This window comes from Caballeronia sp. LjRoot34, from assembly GCF_964253815.1.
Classification (GTDB): domain Bacteria; phylum Pseudomonadota; class Gammaproteobacteria; order Burkholderiales; family Burkholderiaceae; genus Caballeronia.
This window is the reverse complement of sequence record NZ_CAXUSB020000001.1, coordinates 1,020,701-1,037,634: the sequence shown is the minus strand read 5'-3', so window position 1 is coordinate 1,037,634 and position 16,934 is coordinate 1,020,701. Positions and strand designations below refer to the sequence as shown.

Genomic DNA, 16,934 nt, shown 5'->3' with positions numbered 1-16,934 from the left:
AATTTACTCTTTGAATTTTGATAGTACGTAGACGCCCTGCACGACGCATGATTTTAGCTTGTCACCTGCATATATTTTTGATCTGGACAACGCAATAACGCTCCTGCTATTGCCGTTGATGTCTGCACTGAGCTCGTACAGCTGCCAGCCCGTGGCGAGCAGAAGCGGATTCATCAAAATCTGGCCCGACCGGTAGGTGATAAGGAACATCCAAACTAGAAACACGATGAAGCCATAAAATTTTCCGCTGCTCCCAAGATCCAGCCCCATGAATGATACGACGTAGGGAAAGACATAATTAATGAGATCGTTCGGGACAGTCTTCGATTCCTTGACCGTGAGTTCATGTACTCCGGGAATCCGATTGAGAACCCAGATAAAAAACAGAAGGCTTACTAGACAGATAATGAAAAACGTGAATGATCGTCCCGGATTGGTTAAGACCGGCAGTTCGCAATCCTTAAAAGACCAGCAAAGCGATTTAGCCCAGCTGTTGTCGGCGATATCCTGAAGCAACAGGATCACGCTCAGAGGAAAATACGAACCGAGAAAAAGTAGTGCGGACGGTATTAACCTTACTTGCATTCCTGTCCTGATCCGCTGACGTGATGATGTTATTGTTGGGACGATTTCGCATTGATTTTACACTGTGAAAGCTAGTAAAGTCATTCGCGGCAATGGTCAAGGACACTCGCACGTGACGTCCGTTTCAACGAAAAGGACTGTCAGCGTGATCGCCTTCTTCCACATGCCGAGAAAAAGGTAGTAGAAGGGTCCGAAAAGGAAAGCCCATATATTCGAGCGAATCGTTCGACGCTCTTTCCCCGACAGTTGTCGCGCTTGCGGCCATGCCACCATGTCACACGCTCACCGCCCGCTTTTTCAATAGCGGCGAATGGCATGCGCCACCGGTTTTTAGTCGGTTTTTCGGTCGTATCGTCATTTTATAAGGGTCAAATCATGCCCTCAACAGCCAAATAACTTTGGCTAGGCACGCGAAAAACCCCGAATCTTCGGAATTCCAGAACGCCGCACTCTCCTGATCGCGACCATTTTCGAGCTATCCGGAACGTAAAGGCACAGCGGCCGAGGTAAGATTATTGCTTTATAATAGACTGTATTGTTAATCAATATCCGAGGTACGTGATGGCAACCGAGACTCGAACACTGACGGCACAGGTGCCTGTCGAACTGGCGGAAGAAATGGACGCATTGTCGGAACAGATCGAACGTCCAAGGCAGTGGATCATCAAGAAGGCACTCGTCCAGTACCTCTCGCGCGAGGCAGAAAAGCGCCGCCTGATTCAGGAGGGATTGGACGACGTCACCGCCGGTCGCTTCGTCTCGATGGAACAGGCCCGGGTGTGGGCAAACAGCCTCGGCACGGATAACGAACTGCCGGTACCGAAAGCGTGAGCGTCAAGGTCATCCCCACCAGTAAGGCCATGTCTGACCTTGGAGTCATTGCCGACCACATCAAGAAGTTCAACGACGCCGCCACCGCTCGCAAGGTCGTCAACGCGCTGCTGGACGAAGCAGAACGCTTGGGACAAGACCACTTTCATCGACTGGGCGAAGAACTTGACGGATATGACGGGCCGCCCGCTCGCGAAGTGCACCGCTGGGTGTGTCTCGCGGGCCGGTATGAACTCCACTACGAAGTCCTGCCTCCGTATGCCGAAGAACCCACGATGATTGCCGTACTCCGTATTTGGGACACCCGGCAGGATCGCTAAACCCATAGGCGTCTGAACTACATATAGCTGTTAGCCAAGCATGCCACGTACACGTCGAAAACTTCTCCAGCAGCGCAAGGAACTCGTCGAGCGCTATGTACGCATGGCGGTCCGCCGTAAGACGAGACCAATTGCGCATGCACTTGCGAGGCGCTTCATTCGGCAGAGGCTTCGGTGGTCTGAAAGAAAGAGGAAAATGGCCCTAGTTTCTGCACTGCGCACAACAGCAGAAGAGACGGCGCGATCGCGGCGGCGCGGCTTCGAGGCAACAAGCATCGTTTTGAACCTTGGCCTGTTTTTTCTCATTGCAGAGCTAGATATTCAATCCGTGAAAATCGATGCTCTGACGCATCCTGACCCATGGAAAAGGGGTCTCGCTGCACGAATTATGTTGCTGACTATCCATGAGTTGGATATCGATAAAGTGGCGGGAAACAAGTTACGACAGGCCCTCGACGAGGGCAACGTTCCAGCGGAATTGAGGGAATCTATAACAGATGCATTGCGAACCATCCGTAAGGCTCAGTCGCGAGCACAGCGCCAGTTCGCATACCTCAGAAACTCAACCATTGCTCATCGCGATCCGGATGCTGTCCGGCAGTACCGAGACATCATTGAGATCGATGGACTTGAGGTAGCAAAAGTTGCTGTTGAGTTCTACGCCGGAACGAGCAAGTTCATGGACATGCTCCCGCGTCTACTCACTCACCTCAGCACTTGGCCAGGAATGATTGGCCAGCTAACTGCACGCGGTGAAAGGAGTGATCTTTCCGGTGCGTAGCTCTGATGGGTTGCGCTCACAGACACAGAACCTCATCCGCTTGTCTGAAATCATGGGTAGCGTCGTTCGACGCTCTCAAACGCCGTGACCGCGGGCGAACGTTTCAATGGCCTGCAGAGCAGTTGGCCAAGCCTGCGTCCACAAGTTTCATCGTGAGATGCTTGATCGTTTCGCCAGGCAATGAACGGACCTGTTCGAGCAGCGTCGACTTTTCCTGCTGCGGCAAGTCTGATTCGGCAATTCGCTGCCCGATAAGCTCCTTCAGTGTGTCTTCATAAATCAGCCGATATGCGCCAAGCTTTCCAGGAGGAGCCGATATCGCGATCTTCCGGAACAGGTGGAATTCAGGGAAGCGGTGGAACAGGGATTTTGCTAAGCAACATATCAGGATAGGCAACCTCCTGCTTCACCCGTGTCCATTCGGTTTTCAGAATTTCCTGCGTAAGATCGCTAGCGATGTTGATAAGCACTTGCATCCGCCGAATGACAGCTAACGCAGCTTCCCTCTCCTGGGCCATCTGCGTCTGGGAGAGCAACGCGCGAATCTCGTCCAGATATCCACGCAGCTTGATGTGGCTATCTTCTTTCGGATTGAGGCGAAACCGGATACGGATGTGACGTTCCTGGTGCTGATAGTCGCGCTGCCCGTTTTCCTTCGAATGTTCGTCAGCCGCTTCTTGCGTCTTCGCGGCCAACGCGGTAGGGGCCAGATTTCCGCTGGCCTTAAGGTGTTCCGCCTTGCTCCGTACGGCGTCCCATTTCCACAGAATTTCCTGCGATTGCGCGAGGTGAGTCGCCATGTCCGTGCGTAACTCGTCAATCCACTTCTGCCGCTTGTCAGCAACGAAAGAAGCGGCGGCGCGGTTAGTCACAAGACGCTGCAATTCGAGCGTGTCTGTAGTTTGCTTGACCAGTTGCTGGCGGTTTTCCTCGGCGACTCGCATTTGCACGTCGAGCACGGCGCGCGACTGCTTCTCGAGTTGCCGGCGATTACTCCGTGCGATGTGCCACTGAACGGCGACACCCGCAGACGCCGCGATAAAGGCAACAGCACCGGAAACCGCGATTTGCCAACCTGCTGTGTGGAGACTCATGCTCGAATCCGAATGGTGCCTGACCGCGACGGAGCAGCAATATAATCGAATGCGATCCACAGCGAAAGGGGGATCCTCGGCTCACCATATGTCTACAGACGCCTCACGCCAACTCGCAGCAGTCGACGGTATTTCTGACGGTATACTGACCACAGCTAGGCGGGGCAAGCGATTCGGGCCAGATTCAACATAATTGCGCGGTATGTGGAGCGGATTCTGTCGACGTCTCAGGACGGTCATAAGCCGCTGCAATAGTCAGTCCCGCAATGGCGGCCACAGCCGGGCGGTATGAACCAGTGCCAGCATCCACACGGTGTTGCCATCAATCTCATGCACAAGCCGGTAGTTTGGTAGTTTTCGTGCGGAATCAGTTCACGAGTGTCGGCGATCTTGTCGGGACGCCCCAACCTCTGGAAAATCAACCAACTGCGCGGCAGCGTCGCTGAACGATTCGTCTGTCCGCGCAACGGCAGCCACGCTATCGGCCGCGATGTATTCTCACACCTCGTCCCGATCCTGTTCTGCTTCCGGGGTCCAGACAACCCTCATGCTTTGCTTGCGACGCTTGCGCGCCGTTTCGCAAACCTGGCCTCGACCCCGCTCGCTACAATTTCATGCTATCGGGCAATGGGCTACAGGATAGAAAGTGCAATCCCAACCGACCGGCTTCTGTAGTGGCCGTTCAGAGATGCAAACGTTCAGCGGCAACGCGACGAAGAGCAACCGCTAACAGCGACAATGAAGATTGAAACGTGAGCGAATACCAATATTACGAATTTGCCGCAGTCGACAGACCGCTTACCGGACAACAGCGGGCCGAGTTGCGAAGCCGTTCCACGCGCGCGACGATTACGGCCTCCAGCTTCGTCAATGAATATCACTGGGGCAACCTCAAAGGCGATCCGCTCGACTGGGTAGAACGCTATTTCGACGCCCATGTCTACTCCGCTAACTGGGGTAGCTGCCGTCTTCTTTTGCGGTTTCCGCGAGAAATATTCGTTGCACGGTCGCTGCGCGACTATACCGGTCGTACAGGGCGCACGACACATTCGCGCTTTGCGCAATCATTCGATGCCATCGACACCGATGAACATTGCCTCCTCGACTGGTGGTTCAACGATGACTCTGGAGAGCACGTTCGCTTTTCGGAAGAAGCTGACGGCGTAGGGTGGATGGCACGTCTGCTGCCCATCCGGGACGAACTGCTCCGAGGCGATACACGTCCACTTTATCTCGGCTGGCTAGCCAGGCTGGGCAATGGCGAATTGCGCGACGATGATCGTGAACCGCCGTTGCCGGACGGACTCAAGACGCTGACGCCTGCGCAAAACGCCCTTGCTGAATTCCTGATGCTCGATCCGGACTGCCTCGCCGCCGCGGCAGAAACGAGCCCTCCATTGGCCGCCGAGTCGAACGATAGTGAGCGGTTCGATCCTTGGCTGCTCAAGTTGACGAAAGATGAAATGCGGGCTGCGCTGCGCATGCTGCTCGAAGGACGGAGCCAGGAAGCCGAACGAACCCTTCGGCGCGGGTTCCTTACGTGGGAGCAGACACGGGCGCCCAGTCGAGCCGTACTCCCCGAACGCCGATGCGTAACCGAACTTGCGGCGCGGGTCAGTTTTCACCGTGGCGTTCGCGAACAACGGGAGCGCGAGGTGCGCGATGCCGCTGAAGCACGACGCAAGGCAGAGCGCGCCGGCTACCTTACGTCGCTTCTTGAGGACGAAGACAGCGCCTGGTCCAACATCGATTCAAAGCTCCAGCGGGGATCGGGATCGGCTTACGAGCAGGCATTCCGTGCGCTGCAGGACCTTGCCGAAGCGTATGCAAGCGCCAAACGCGAATCAGTATTTCGACGCCGCTTGGTGCGGCTGATGGCACAGCACGGCAAACGCGGTGCCTGGGTTACCCGACTGACAAAGGCTGGCTATATGTGAGAGTCAACGCGACGAGCGACGCGAGCAGTGATCGCCCTCGTGCCGAACGGATGTGGTCTGGCATCTCGCACCATGCGAAGAGTCTCGTGCCGTCCATTGCAGTCTCGTTCCCGACACCGCCGCGTAACGGAATTTTTGACGGTATACAGCCATAATTCAGCCCCCGCTTTGCGGGCCAAGGCCTGTCCCCGCTGATTCAACATAATCGCGCGCTACGTGGAGCGAATTCTGTCGACGTCGCAGGACGATCACAAGCCGCTGCAATAACGGTTTTTTCAGGCAGCAGCGACAGTCAGCTTCTGCCCCCGCACCAGGAACTTGCGGATAAAAACCGTCAAGACCAACGCTGCTACTTCGCAGGCGGCAGCGGTCCAGCCAAGATCGCTCACCGAGGTGAGACTCAAGGTAAGGGAACCGAGCGCGGCGCCGAGCGAAAAGCCGAGATACATGAACGAGGCGTTCAGTGACAGGACAATCGGCGTCCCGCGCAGGCCCGCGATGCTGATCAGCCCTGCTTGCTGCGCGGGGTAAAACGACCAGTGCGCCATACCCCAGGCCACCACGCCCAGCAGGACAGGGACCAGCGCCAAGCTTGCCGGCAACCAGTGCGCGCTCGCCGACAAAAGCGAGAAAGCGAGGATCGACACAATCAGGCACGGGACGATCACGCGGCGCGGGCCAACGCGATCCACCGCCTTGCCGCCGATCAACACACCCGCCGCTGCAGCAACACCCCACGTGAACAGGACGTATCCAATCTGCCCGCCATGCAACGGCGTCGTCTTGGCGATAAACAGCGCCAGGTAGGTATAGATCGTGTAGGCGCCCGTTGCCCACAGCGTAGTGACGAGCAAGGTCATCAGGATGACCGGCTGACGTGCGACATGGATGCGTTCGCGCAGCGTAGCGGTCGGCAATCCCGCGCCTATCGTGCGGGGCAGGCCGAACAGCAATCCAGCCGTGGCCACCGCGGACAACGCGGCGACGCCCGCAAACGTCATGCGCCAGCCAAGCCGGTCACCAATCAACGCGCCCAGTGGCACGCCGAAGGCAACCGCGATCGTGATGCCACCGTTGACGATGGCCAGCGCCGTGCCGCGCCGTTCGGGACCAGCGATGGCACCGGCCAGCGCATTGGCGCCAGGAACGTACAGGCCGGCGGCGGCTGCAAGCAGGATGCGCGCCGCCATCAACTCCCAATAGTTCTGGGCGCCCCAGGCAATGATGTTAGCCAGCGTGAAGGCCGACAGCGACAGGATCATCAGCCTGCGTCGATGGAACGCGCCTGTCAGGGCCGTCAGGACCGGTGAGCTGAGTGCGTACGCCAAAGCAAACACCGTCACCAACTGGCCCGTGGCGACAATGCTCGTATGCAGGTCGGCGGCTATATCGGGCAGCAGGCCGGCGATCATGAAGCTCTCGGTGCCGACTGCGAACGTGCCGAGCGCCAGCCAGTACAGCGGCGCAAGGGAAATGCGCATGGTGGTGGAGTTCATCATGGGCTCCGCTTACGCTGCTACCGCGTCCTTGCGATAGAACGGATAGTCCGTATAACCGACGTCCGTGCCGCCAAAGAAACTGGGACGGTCATACGGATTCAAAGGCAACTGGAGGCGCAGGCGTTCGGGCAGATCCGGATTGGCGATGAAGTCACGGCCAAATGCGACCAGATCGGCGTCACCCGCCTGCAAGATGGCTTCGGCTGTGTGGCCCTTGAAGCCGCCAGCAGCGATGATCGTGCCCTTGTAGTGCTTGCGAATCAGTTGCGCGGCAACGGGGTTCTGATCCTTGCTGTCGTCATCGACGTTACCGAGCACACGCGGCTCGATCAGATGCAGGTAGGCGAGGTTCAATTTGGCCAGTTCCTCCGCTACGTAAGTGAAGAGCGCTTCCGGATTGCTGTCGGACATATCGCCCCAGGTGCCGCTCGGGCCGAGGCGCACCGCCACGCGTTCGCTGCCCCAGACCGAGATGACGGCTTGAGTCACTTCGATCAGGAAGCGGGCACGGTTTTCGAACGAGCCGCCGTAGATGTCGGTGCGTTTGTTGCTGCCGTCCTGCAGGAACTGGTCGAACAAGTAGCCGTTGGCGGCGTGCAGTTCAACACCGTCGAAACCGGCCTGCTTGCCGCGAATGGCTGCGGTGCGGAAGCTCTCGACCAGATCGGCGATCTCGGAGAGGGTCAGCGCGCGGCTGGGCGTGTTCGGGACCCAGCCCGCTTCGGTGTACGCGACGCCGCCATGCGGCACGGCGGAGGGTGCCACCGGCTGGGCGCCACCCGGCTGCAACTGGCTGTTGGACTGGCGGCCAGCGTGATAAAGCTGCAAGAAGATGCGGCCGCCTTTGGCGTGCACCGCGTCGGTCGCGAGCTTCCAGCCGGCAATCTGACTGTCGTCGTACAGGCCGGGCGCACCCAGGTAGCCGTTACCGTTGGGCGCAGCGATGGTGGCTTCGCCAATCAGGAAGCCGCCTTCTGAAGTGCGTTGTGCGTAGTACTCGGCCATCAACGGGCCCGGCTTGGCGCCTTCTTCGGCGCGCATGCGGGTGAGCGGCGCCAACACCACGCGATGGGAAAATTCGTAGGGACCGACTTTGACGCTGGAATGAAGTTTGGACATGATTTCCTCAAGATTCAGTGGCTGGTGAAGTTGGATCAACAGCGGGTTTTCGACCTTGAGGAGAAGTGTATGGACTGAACGGGAGAAGAAAAATAGGCTAAGGTTCCGAATATATCGGACACATATGTCTTAAATTGATCCCGGGACGCGGCGATGGATAGCCTCAGTGGCATTTCGATGTTTGTGCAGGTGGCAGAGACCCGCAGTTTTACCGAGGCGGGACGGTTGCTCGGCGTATCGTCTTCGGCGGTGGGCAAAAGCATTGCGCGTATCGAGGATCGCCTGGGCGTGCGGCTCTTTCACCGCAGCACGCGCAGCATCACGCTGACGGCCGAAGGCGCCTTGTTCCTGGAACGGTGCCGGCGCATCCTGGGCGAGGTCGAAGCGGCAGAAGCCGAACTGTCCGATGCCGCCGGCAATCCTCGTGGAAGGTTGCGGATCAGCACGCCGCAACTGTCCGGCCTGATCATGCCCGTGCTGGACGGCTTCATGACGAAATACCCGGAAATCGAGCTCGATGTCGATCTCTCCGATCGCATGGTGGATATCATCGAGGAAGGTTTCGATGCCGTCATTCGCACCGGTGAGCAGCACGACTCGCGGCTGGTATCCCGACGCCTGGGTTCCTGCGGGCAAGTGCTGGTCGCCTCGACCGGATATCTCAAGCGACACGGGGTACCCACGCATCCTTCCGAACTCGTTCGGCACGCCTGTTTGCTGCATAAATTTCCCGTCAGCGGCAAGCTGGAACGCTGGCCGTTCCAGCTCGCTGCATCGGAAGCGGAGCCGGAGTTACCGCAAACATTCGTCAGCAACACCATTGAAGTCCTGGGCTTTCTTGCGCTTCAGGACAAGGGCTTGGCCCTCCTGCCAACCTTCCTCGTGCGGGATGCTCTGGCGAGCGGTGCATTACATATCGTGCTGGATGATTTCATGGACCAGACCGTCACCTTCTGGATCCTGTGGCCGGCAAGCCGTTACGCCTCGCCCAAGCTGCGTGTTTTCATCGACTATGTCAGCGAGAATCTGCAAATCTAGATCGAACAAGATGTGGTGCCAGGGGCGAGCTTCCGCGGCCGTCACATGGGCTGCATCGCGCATCGCCTGGAGGAACGGTGTCCGGTTGGTAGACCGGGCTCGCGGCGGCGGCAGCGTGTCACACCTGTCGTGGTAGCGGACTCAGATGTCCGAAATGATCGGAACCCAAGACCATTTATCTTCACTCCCCTGAACCCTATTATTCCGATGTCGCTGGGCAGGGTGGTCCGCACAGCCTTACATCGGAGAGTTCTCTTGAACAACATCGCGACGCCAGCTTCGGGCTCCGGCAAAATCAGGGTGGGTGTCATCGGCCTGGGCCATTGGTCAGAATATGGGCACCTCCCTTCGCTGAAACTGCTGCCGGAATATGAACTGACGGCGGTGTATAGCCGCAGCCAGGAAAAGGCGGCATCGCTGGTCGCCCGCCATGGCTTCAAATACGCGGCAGCATCGCTGCAGGAACTGGTGTCGCATCCCGAAGTGGATCTCGTACTCGTGTTGACGCCCGCGTTCCAGCACGAAGAGGGCATCCGCGCTGCCATCGCGGCCGGCAAGGACATCTACTGCGAATGGCCACTGACGCCGAGCACTGCGTTGTCGAGCGAGTTGCTCGCGTTGGCCGGCAAGGCGGGCGTACGCACCATCATCGGTCTGCAGCGGCGGCTCAATCCGGGCTACCGTTATGTGCGCGATTTGCTGGACCAGGGCGAGATCGGAGAAGTACGTTCGGTGCGCCTGCATGTGAGTGTCGAGTACTTCCAGCGTGAACGGCCTGCGTCGCTTTACTACACGGTACCCGAAGAGAACTTCTCCAGCCTTCTGTCGATCTATGGCGGCCATTTCCTGGACGCTTTGTTCACGACGATGGTCGGCTATCCGCAGAGCCTGTCTGCGCTGACTGTCAATCAGTTCAAAGAAGTCACTCTGATAGAAACCGGAGAAACGCTGCCGCACACCAGCCCTGACCAGGTCGTGCTGGCAGGGACTTTCGCCAATGGCGCCGTGCTGACGGTCCATCTCGAGGCGGGAAAACGCAATAATTTCGGAGTACAGATCGATATCACCGGCAGCAAGGGCGATCTGAAAATCTCGAATACCACCAGCTTCGGCGACGCTTTCAACCGCATAGAAATCGCGCGAGGTGACGCACAGCCGCTAACCGCGCTGGCTATTCCGGTGGAGTATGAATGGCTGCCGCCGGGAAAACTCGGGGCGAGTGTTGTTGAATTGGCGAACCTGTACGCCGCCCATGCACGTGACGTAAAGACCGGTTCGACGCTTGCGCCGACTTTCGCGGACGCGATCCGCATGCATGAACTGATTGAACAGATCGTGGAATCGAATCGTGACGGCAAGCGCGTCGAGCTCTCCTTTAGCACGCCCGGTTAAGCCGGGCAGCCGGCCGAGCGCCCGTCCGCTCATGGCGGACTAATTGGGGGTATATTTAGATGGTTGCCTAACTATCGTATTGAGAGTGAATCGTGAAACCATCCCGCCAGGCAAGAAGCGCTATAACTGAAAGACAGTTTGAGTTGATTGCTCAGGCTCTGGCGGCCCCACGGCGATATCAGATACTCAAGGAAGTCGGCTCCACGACCGGCGCATATCCGTGCACCGCGCTGCTTACCACGCATGGCGTGACAGCAGCCACACTTTCGCATCACATCAAGGAATTGGAACGTGCAGGGCTGATCGAGATAATCCGCGAAGGGAAATTCATGAACTTGAAGATCAAACGTGATGTCCTCCAGGCTTATCTCCATCAACTCTCGACAATCTAGTTTCTTGCAGGCCTTGCATCTTCCATCTGCAAAGACAGCCTGATCAGCGTCGGCGGAAAATCCGTGGAAGCGGACTGACGAGTCCGGTATCACGGCCCGTGTACCCACATTGCCACCGATAGTTAGACGATTGTCTAACTATCGAATCGACAAGCGATGTGGATTTTCAATCGTTTCATTCTTGAACTTGAGTTATGACTACACTTTTTGATCCTATCAAGCTCGGTGATCTCGAACTGCCGAATCGCATCATCATGGCGCCCCTGACCCGTTGCCGCGCCGAAGACCGTGTGCCCAACGCGCTCATGGCGCAATACTATGCCCAGCGAGCGTCTGCCGGCCTGATCCTCAGCGAGGCGGTGTCGGTTACCCCGATGGGCGTCGGCTATCCCGATACCCCCGGAATCTGGTCGGAGGAGCAGGTGCTCGGATGGGCCGAGGTCACCAAGGCCATCCACGATGCCGGCGGCAGAATCTTCATCCAGCTTTGGCATGTCGGCCGCATCTCTCACCCGACCTATCTCGATGGCCAGACGCCTGTCGCGCCCAGCGCAATTGCGGCACGGGGACATGTCAGCCTGATCCGTCCCAAGGTCGATTTTCCGGTCCCGCGTGCCTTGGAAACGTCAGAAGTTGCTGGAATCGTCGAGGCTTATCGGCAAGGTGCAGATAACGCGAAGCGGGCCGGTTTTGATGGTGTTCAGATCCACGGCGCCAATGGCTACCTCCTGGACCAGTTCCTCCAGAGCAGCACGAACAAGCGTACCGATCAATATGGTGGTTCCCGCGAAAACCGTGCGCGACTGCTTCTCGAAGTGACTGACGCTGCAATCGGAGTGTGGGGGCCGGGCCGCGTAGGTGTTCATCTTGCGCCTCGCGCCGACGCGGGTGAGGACGGTCACGTCGATCACAGCATGGGGGACGATAACCTGCTCGAAACATTCAAATACGTCGCACGCGAACTGGGCAAGCGCAAGATTGCCTTTATCTGCACCCGCGAAAAAGAAGGTGAAGACAGCATCGGACCGCTCCTGAAGAAAGAGTTCGGCGGTACCTACATTGCGAATGAGTTGTTCACGCAGGAGAGCGCCAGCGCCTGGCTGGAAATCGGGAAGGCGGATGCAGTGGCGTTTGGCATTCCGTTCATTGCCAACCCTGACCTGCCGGCACGCTTCAAGGCAGGTGCTCCGCTGAATACGCCGCGCCCGGAACACTACTATGTACGAGGCCCGGTCGGGTACACCGACTATCCAGCAATGGAAGCGGCGTAACGATGTAATCCGCTCGTTGATCCGGTCTGATGCCAAGGATCAACGAGCGGCCTTTTATACATGGCAGGTAGTGTGACCGGGAAATCTGGACCTGGCGCCGGTTACCTTGGTACCTGATGCGGCCCTATCCCACCCTGCGTGGGTAAAAACCAGGGTGTACTCGCCCTCGTTACGTCGTTACGAAGCCACCAAGGGTCCGGCGGCATCCGGGCTTCAGCTACGGTTAGGGCTCCATACTTTGCGCGAGGTCATCGCTATCGCCGTCACCAGCGTGTAAGCGGCGAGCGACGCAGCGACAATCGCCGCCAGTCCAGGCATGCCGGCCCCAAGGAACTTGACCGCTATCAAGCCAATACCCGCGGCTATGATCATCCGTAAGGTCGAGCCCAGGTACGGCCATAGAACATGGCCAGCGCCTTGCGCTGCAAAAGAGATAACAAAGCCAAATCCCAGAAGGCCATAGGCGGGAGCGACAATGTGCAGGTAGGTCATGGCAGGCGCCAGCACATTGGCATCGTGACTGAAGAGATGCAACCACGACAGTGGCCACAGGGCGACGATCAGACCAATCGTTTCAGTCAGGCCAACACCGACCGCGACAGACACCCACGCGATCTGTTTCGCACGCGCGACTTGTCCCGCGCCAATGTTGATGCCCACCATGGTGAGCACCCCGGACGACAATCCAAACAGGATCGGGATCATCACGTAGTCGAGGCGCGACGCGATACCGTATCCCGCAAGCGCACTCGTTCCGAACAGGCCCACGGCGCCGGTGACGAGGATGACAGTCAGATTGGTCTGGACCGTATTGAGCGCGGCGGGCGCGCCCACTTTGAGAATCGACGCAAAGAGCCTGCCCTCCAGCCGCGCGAATTTCAGCGTCAAACCGGAGCGACCCGACATCATGTAGCGCAGTAATACCAGCGTGGCCGCGCCGTAATAGATGGCAAACGCAAGGCCGGCGCCGCCGATTCCGAGACGTGGGATCGGACCGAAACCGAAGATCAGGATCGGAGAGGCCGGAATCATGACAAGCGCGCCGATCAATGTCACCGTGGCAGGAACCTTCACGTTGCCCGATCCTCGTAGCGCGGCTGCGAGCAGGTTGACGATCCACACGGCAATCGATGCGGCGAACAAATTGTTCGAGTACTCGACGGCAGCATCCAGTGCGGCGTTCCTGCCACCGAGCGCACGGTACAACAGCGGGCCACACCAAAGGATCCCGAGCGTGAAGACGGCGCCAACGATAACTGCAAGGACAATGGCATGTAGAACAAGCGCGTCGGCGTCCTCCTGCCGCCCTGCTCCGACGGCTCGTGCCACGGCAGATCCCACACCGCTGCCCAGACCGCCCGCGGACATCGTCATCATCAGCATGAAGACGGGAAAGACGAGCGCGACGCCAGCCAGCGCACTCGTGCCCAGGAAGCCGACGTAGTAGGCCTCAGCGATATTGACCGCGGTTTGAGCCAGCAGAACGATCAGCGTTGGCAATGACAATCGAAGCAAGGTGGACAGAATCGGACCCTCAAGGATCGCCTTGCGCGCGGCCGCCTTGCGACTGGCGGCCGCCGTTCTGGGCGAGCCGGGATTGCCGGGATTGCCCGGACTGGCGACGACGCCTGCGTCGATATCTGCGGTAGCAGTAGCGGTAGACGATTCTGTCATGACGGATTCACCGTCGACAGCGGCGCTACCGAAAGCCTATAGATCGGCACGGCAGCGGGCGCTACCGCATGCCCGCCGTCCGCGACGATCTCTGCGGCATGGATATGCGCCGCGTCTCCGGTGATAAGTGCAACCTTGTCTTGAGGTTTCATGCGAGTCCTTACGCTGGTTTATTGAATTACGATCGTACTTTTAAAGTATGAGTATAATCCTATACGCATGGACCGTATCAATTGATTCGGCGATTCCGCTCAGCCCGGGGCGAACGACGCCAGCGAGTCATAGGGAGTGCGGCGGCAGCGGCATTTGTTAAGGAGAAACGCACCATGCGATACGAAAAAGGACATAGCGACGTAACGCGGCAACACATCATTGATGTAGCTTCGCGACGGTTCCGCGAGCAAGGGGTCGCTGCCGCCGGCATCGCCTCAGTCATGTCCGATGCCGGTCTGACGAATGGCGCTTTCTATACGCACTTCGAATCAAAGGAAGATTTGTTTCGCCAGGTCCTGCTTGACGCACTCGGCAAACGCAAGGAGCTGTTGGGCGGAGTAATCGATAGCGGCGCGGGTCTTGAGGGCGTCGTCCGAAACTACCTTAGCGCGCGCCATAGGGATCATCCAGGGAAGGGCTGCACGACCTCGGCGCTCGCCGCGGAGGTCGCGCGCCACCCGAAATCTACTCGTGAGGTTTTCACCTCGAAGATTGATGAGTTCATTGAGCTGATGGCCGCTCAATTCCCGGCACCTTCGGCGCAGGCGCGCCGGCGTGATGCCATCGCTTTGTATGGAATGATGGTCGGAACGCTCCAGCTAGCTCGTGCTGTCAGCGACAAGAACTTTTCCGACGAGATTTTGGAAAGCGGCATCGAGGCTGCTATCGCATTTATCAACAGGGACGCTGGTTGACCGGATCGGGCGCAAGCCGTCGCCTGGCGATTTTGCCGGTCCGTTATTTCGTTCGCGAGCCCTCGGTCCGCTTCGCGGAGACCTTGGCCGCCGGTTTTCGAGGTGCCCGGCTGTTTGGATTCGGACGCGTCAAAAGCGAAAATGGGATTGAAAAGAAGTCGTCGAGCGGCTCCCGGCTATTGACGACTTTCATCCGTATCACCGCCCCTTCCCAGCTATTGGTCAAGAAGCGCGCCACCTTCCCGGCGTCGAGATCGGTAGTCACGCTGCCTTCCGACTGAGCCTCGCGAATGGCGACTTCTATGAGCTCACTCAATGCGGTGAGAGACTGATCGAGAGCCTCTCGGATCAGCGGCATGGTGTCCGACGTCTCGGCAGCAAAGTTGCAAATCAGACATCCCTTGTCATAACCGGAACGAGCAAACCGCGCCGCCATGAATTCGAAGTGGTTTCGAATACGATCGAGCGGCGCGAGGGTTTTGTCTGACAGCGTCTCTCTCTCGCAGTCTTTTCCGTAGACCTCCAGCACCTCCAGTGCCAGGAGTTCCTTTGCCTTGAAATAGTTATAAAACGTACCCTTCGGCAAACCGGCCTTGTCGACAATGTCTTGCACGCTGCACGCACTGAATCCGAGCGCGTGAAAGCGATCTACCGCAGCATCGACAATTTTCTCGCGCACTTTTGAAGCCATGAAATCCCTCAGATACCTGATTTATACGACCGATCGTATGTATTTTATCGGGTGAAGCAGGTTAGCCCATCGAGGGGCACTTAACGGTTGCGGTCGAATGAATTGGCGCCTGCTCCCACGCGATGGGTGTTGACGGATAATACGACTGGTCGTATTATCCGTCAACACCCATCGGAGTTCAGTCATGAACGGCACGCCGCGGCAACTCGGAAAGCGAGCCAGTTTCTGGGTCGCGGCGGCTATCGTTGCCCACACGCTCTGGACCAGCGCGGCGCCGGCGATGACCTATCGGCTCTACGCATCAGAGTGGGGCCTGAATACCACTACTACGGCCGCGATCTTCGCCATCTATCCCATCGTGGTCGTCGGCGTACTCATATGTCTTGGCGATATCTCCGATCACATAGGACGCCGCGCCACGATGTTGCTCGGGCTTGCCGCTTCGCTGGTGGGCGTACTGCTGTTCGCTATCGCGCCGAATGTCTTCTGGATCTTCATCGGCCGGTCGTTCATGGGCCTCGGCGTCGGCTTATCCGCTGGCCCATCGACTGCCGCGATGATCGAGTTCAGCGCAGCGGGCCAGGCAAAGCGCGCGAGTTCCATCACTACTGTCGCCCAGGCAGTCGGGTTAGCGGCGGCAACACTCAGCGCAGGCGCGCTGATCGAGTACGCCCCCTTTCCTACGCGCCTGAACTTCTGGGTGTTATTTATTGTTCTCGCTGCGGTGTTCGTGGCCGCGTGGTTCTTGCCGCGCCACACATCGGGCGAAACTTCCGGACCTTGGCATTTCAAGGCGCCCAGCATACCCAAAGGCCTTCGCCAAGTATTCGCCATGTCGTCGACCGCGATCCTGACTGCCTACGTCGTCGGTGCGCTGGTCCTGTCGCTTGGTGCTCAGATCGCACACGATCTCGTCGGCTCGGCGAACACACTGGTCGATGGCGCGGCGATCTCGCTGTTCGCCGTGGTGTGGGGCATATGCGGACTTCTGGCGAAGCGCCTTCCGTCCCGTTTGGCCATGACGCTCGGAGGATTCGCTTCCGCAATCGGGATGGCTCTCCTCGCGCTATCAGCTGACCAACACTCCCTGGCAATCTTTCTTGCGTCAATTGCAGTGACGGGAATCGGTTACAGCCTCTTGTTCCTCGGCGGTCTGAGCTTAATTAATACCTATGCGCCCGCTCATCATCGAGGCGGTACGTTTTCAGCCCTATACCTGATCGCTTACCTGATGCAGGGGTTCGTTGCGCTCCTTCTCGGCGCCGCGGCCACTACCTGGGGGCTTGAAGTAGCGATTGATCTCGGTTCAACCGCCATAGCCATGTTTGCCATCATCGTCATCGTGCTCCCGCGTTTAATCACCCTACCGTCTCGTATCCCGGCTTAATTTTCTGGAAGACAC

General features: G+C 58.2%; 18 protein-coding genes. 10 read left to right on the top strand and 8 right to left on the bottom strand.

What is annotated here, in order from left to right; translation table 11 throughout:
* Positions 1-3: 3 nt before the first annotated feature.
* Positions 4-585, bottom strand: a complete 582-nt coding sequence (locus ACSQ36_RS04625) for a hypothetical protein (protein ID WP_436181064.1) — start codon at positions 583-585, stop codon at positions 4-6.
* A 96-nt stretch (positions 586-681) separates the two neighbouring features.
* Positions 682-858: a DUF2628 domain-containing protein gene (locus ACSQ36_RS04620; RefSeq protein ID WP_436181063.1), complete on the bottom strand. Its 177-nt coding sequence runs from the start codon at positions 856-858 to the stop codon at positions 682-684.
* A gap of 288 nt (positions 859-1,146) precedes the next feature.
* Here ACSQ36_RS04620 and ACSQ36_RS04615 point away from each other — a divergent pair, with 288 nt between their 5' ends.
* The 3 genes from ACSQ36_RS04615 to ACSQ36_RS04605 all read left to right on the top strand — a co-directional run bounded on the left by ACSQ36_RS04615 (position 1,147) and on the right by ACSQ36_RS04605 (position 2,517).
* The gene (locus ACSQ36_RS04615) at positions 1,147-1,416 is read left to right on the top strand and encodes a CopG family ribbon-helix-helix protein (RefSeq protein ID WP_436181062.1); all 270 of its coding nucleotides are present in this window, start codon (positions 1,147-1,149) and stop codon (positions 1,414-1,416) included.
* Positions 1,413-1,736 (top strand): type II toxin-antitoxin system RelE/ParE family toxin, encoded by a 324-nt coding sequence (locus ACSQ36_RS04610; RefSeq protein ID WP_436181061.1) that lies wholly within the window; start codon positions 1,413-1,415, stop codon positions 1,734-1,736. Before ACSQ36_RS04615 ends, ACSQ36_RS04610 begins: the two co-directional genes overlap by 4 nt.
* A gap of 196 nt (positions 1,737-1,932) precedes the next feature.
* Complete coding sequence (locus tag ACSQ36_RS04605; protein ID WP_436181060.1) at positions 1,933-2,517, top strand: hypothetical protein; 585 nt, start codon at positions 1,933-1,935, stop codon at positions 2,515-2,517.
* A gap of 344 nt (positions 2,518-2,861) precedes the next feature.
* On the opposite strand, the gene ACSQ36_RS04600 is transcribed toward ACSQ36_RS04605, so the two are convergent.
* Positions 2,862-3,476: a hypothetical protein gene (locus ACSQ36_RS04600; RefSeq protein WP_436181059.1), complete on the bottom strand. Its 615-nt coding sequence runs from the start codon at positions 3,474-3,476 to the stop codon at positions 2,862-2,864.
* Between the two features lie 887 nt (positions 3,477-4,363).
* Between ACSQ36_RS04600 and ACSQ36_RS04595 the strand changes: the two genes are divergently transcribed.
* Positions 4,364-5,548, top strand: coding sequence for a hypothetical protein (locus tag ACSQ36_RS04595; protein ID WP_436181058.1), 1,185 nt, complete (start codon positions 4,364-4,366; stop codon positions 5,546-5,548).
* 275 nt (positions 5,549-5,823) lie between these two features.
* Here the strand turns inward: ACSQ36_RS04595 and ACSQ36_RS04590 are convergent, their stop codons facing one another.
* On the bottom strand, positions 5,824-7,047 hold the full coding sequence (locus ACSQ36_RS04590) for an MFS transporter (RefSeq protein ID WP_436181057.1): 1,224 nt from the start codon (positions 7,045-7,047) through the stop codon (positions 5,824-5,826).
* 9 nt (positions 7,048-7,056) lie between these two features.
* Complete coding sequence (locus tag ACSQ36_RS04585; protein WP_436181056.1) at positions 7,057-8,166, bottom strand: alkene reductase; 1,110 nt, start codon at positions 8,164-8,166, stop codon at positions 7,057-7,059.
* Positions 8,167-8,319: 153 nt separating this feature from the next.
* On the opposite strand from ACSQ36_RS04585, the gene ACSQ36_RS04580 reads away from it, so the two are divergent.
* The 4 genes from ACSQ36_RS04580 (at position 8,320) to ACSQ36_RS04565 (ending at position 12,259) form a co-directional block, all read left to right on the top strand.
* Positions 8,320-9,204: a LysR substrate-binding domain-containing protein gene (locus ACSQ36_RS04580; protein WP_436181055.1), complete on the top strand. Its 885-nt coding sequence runs from the start codon at positions 8,320-8,322 to the stop codon at positions 9,202-9,204.
* A gap of 255 nt (positions 9,205-9,459) precedes the next feature.
* Positions 9,460-10,596: a Gfo/Idh/MocA family protein gene (locus tag ACSQ36_RS04575; protein ID WP_436181054.1), complete on the top strand. Its 1,137-nt coding sequence runs from the start codon at positions 9,460-9,462 to the stop codon at positions 10,594-10,596.
* A gap of 92 nt (positions 10,597-10,688) precedes the next feature.
* A complete protein-coding gene (locus ACSQ36_RS04570; RefSeq protein WP_213762578.1) occupies positions 10,689-10,988 on the top strand; it encodes a winged helix-turn-helix domain-containing protein in 300 nt (99 codons plus the stop codon).
* A 194-nt stretch (positions 10,989-11,182) separates the two neighbouring features.
* Entirely contained in the window at positions 11,183-12,259 is a 1,077-nt protein-coding gene (locus ACSQ36_RS04565) for an alkene reductase (RefSeq protein ID WP_436181053.1), read from the top strand.
* A gap of 213 nt (positions 12,260-12,472) precedes the next feature.
* Here ACSQ36_RS04565 and ACSQ36_RS04560 read toward each other — a convergent pair whose 3' ends face one another.
* Both ACSQ36_RS04560 and ACSQ36_RS04555 read right to left on the bottom strand, forming a co-directional pair.
* Complete coding sequence (locus ACSQ36_RS04560; RefSeq protein WP_436181052.1) at positions 12,473-13,933, bottom strand: MATE family efflux transporter; 1,461 nt, start codon at positions 13,931-13,933, stop codon at positions 12,473-12,475.
* A complete protein-coding gene (locus ACSQ36_RS04555) occupies positions 13,930-14,085 on the bottom strand; it encodes a hypothetical protein (protein ID WP_436181051.1) in 156 nt (51 codons plus the stop codon). The genes ACSQ36_RS04560 and ACSQ36_RS04555 overlap by 4 nt, the downstream gene beginning before the upstream one ends.
* A 174-nt stretch (positions 14,086-14,259) precedes the next feature.
* Between ACSQ36_RS04555 and ACSQ36_RS04550 the strand changes: the two genes are divergently transcribed.
* Positions 14,260-14,841 (top strand): TetR/AcrR family transcriptional regulator, encoded by a 582-nt coding sequence (locus ACSQ36_RS04550; protein ID WP_213762574.1) that lies wholly within the window; start codon positions 14,260-14,262, stop codon positions 14,839-14,841.
* A 43-nt stretch (positions 14,842-14,884) separates the two neighbouring features.
* Here ACSQ36_RS04550 and ACSQ36_RS04545 read toward each other — a convergent pair whose 3' ends face one another.
* The gene (locus ACSQ36_RS04545; RefSeq protein ID WP_436181050.1) at positions 14,885-15,532 is read right to left on the bottom strand and encodes a TetR family transcriptional regulator C-terminal domain-containing protein; all 648 of its coding nucleotides are present in this window, start codon (positions 15,530-15,532) and stop codon (positions 14,885-14,887) included.
* 184 nt (positions 15,533-15,716) lie between these two features.
* On the opposite strand from ACSQ36_RS04545, the gene ACSQ36_RS04540 reads away from it, so the two are divergent.
* Complete coding sequence (locus tag ACSQ36_RS04540) at positions 15,717-16,919, top strand: MFS transporter (RefSeq protein ID WP_436181049.1); 1,203 nt, start codon at positions 15,717-15,719, stop codon at positions 16,917-16,919.
* Positions 16,920-16,934: the final 15 nt, after the last annotated feature.

Bases quoted from the DNA above. Each gene is read 5' to 3' on its own strand.
- ACSQ36_RS04615 (WP_436181062.1), top strand. From the start codon at position 1,147: ATGGCAACCGAGACTCGAACACTGACGGCACAGGTGCCTGTCGAACTG.
- ACSQ36_RS04625 (WP_436181064.1), bottom strand. From the start codon at position 585: ATGCAAGTAAGGTTAATACCGTCCGCACTACTTTTTCTCGGTTCGTAT.
- ACSQ36_RS04540 (WP_436181049.1), top strand. From the start codon at position 15,717: ATGAACGGCACGCCGCGGCAACTCGGAAAGCGAGCCAGTTTCTGGGTC.
- ACSQ36_RS04585 (WP_436181056.1), bottom strand. From the start codon at position 8,166: ATGTCCAAACTTCATTCCAGCGTCAAAGTCGGTCCCTACGAATTTTCC.
- ACSQ36_RS04580 (WP_436181055.1), top strand. From the start codon at position 8,320: ATGGATAGCCTCAGTGGCATTTCGATGTTTGTGCAGGTGGCAGAGACC.
- ACSQ36_RS04565 (WP_436181053.1), top strand. From the start codon at position 11,183: ATGACTACACTTTTTGATCCTATCAAGCTCGGTGATCTCGAACTGCCG.
- ACSQ36_RS04550 (WP_213762574.1), top strand. From the start codon at position 14,260: ATGCGATACGAAAAAGGACATAGCGACGTAACGCGGCAACACATCATT.
- ACSQ36_RS04605 (WP_436181060.1), top strand. From the start codon at position 1,933: ATGGCCCTAGTTTCTGCACTGCGCACAACAGCAGAAGAGACGGCGCGA.
- ACSQ36_RS04590 (WP_436181057.1), bottom strand. From the start codon at position 7,047: ATGATGAACTCCACCACCATGCGCATTTCCCTTGCGCCGCTGTACTGG.
- ACSQ36_RS04560 (WP_436181052.1), bottom strand. From the start codon at position 13,933: ATGACAGAATCGTCTACCGCTACTGCTACCGCAGATATCGACGCAGGC.
- ACSQ36_RS04545 (WP_436181050.1), bottom strand. From the start codon at position 15,532: ATGGCTTCAAAAGTGCGCGAGAAAATTGTCGATGCTGCGGTAGATCGC.
- ACSQ36_RS04620 (WP_436181063.1), bottom strand. From the start codon at position 858: ATGGTGGCATGGCCGCAAGCGCGACAACTGTCGGGGAAAGAGCGTCGA.
- ACSQ36_RS04555 (WP_436181051.1), bottom strand. From the start codon at position 14,085: ATGAAACCTCAAGACAAGGTTGCACTTATCACCGGAGACGCGGCGCAT.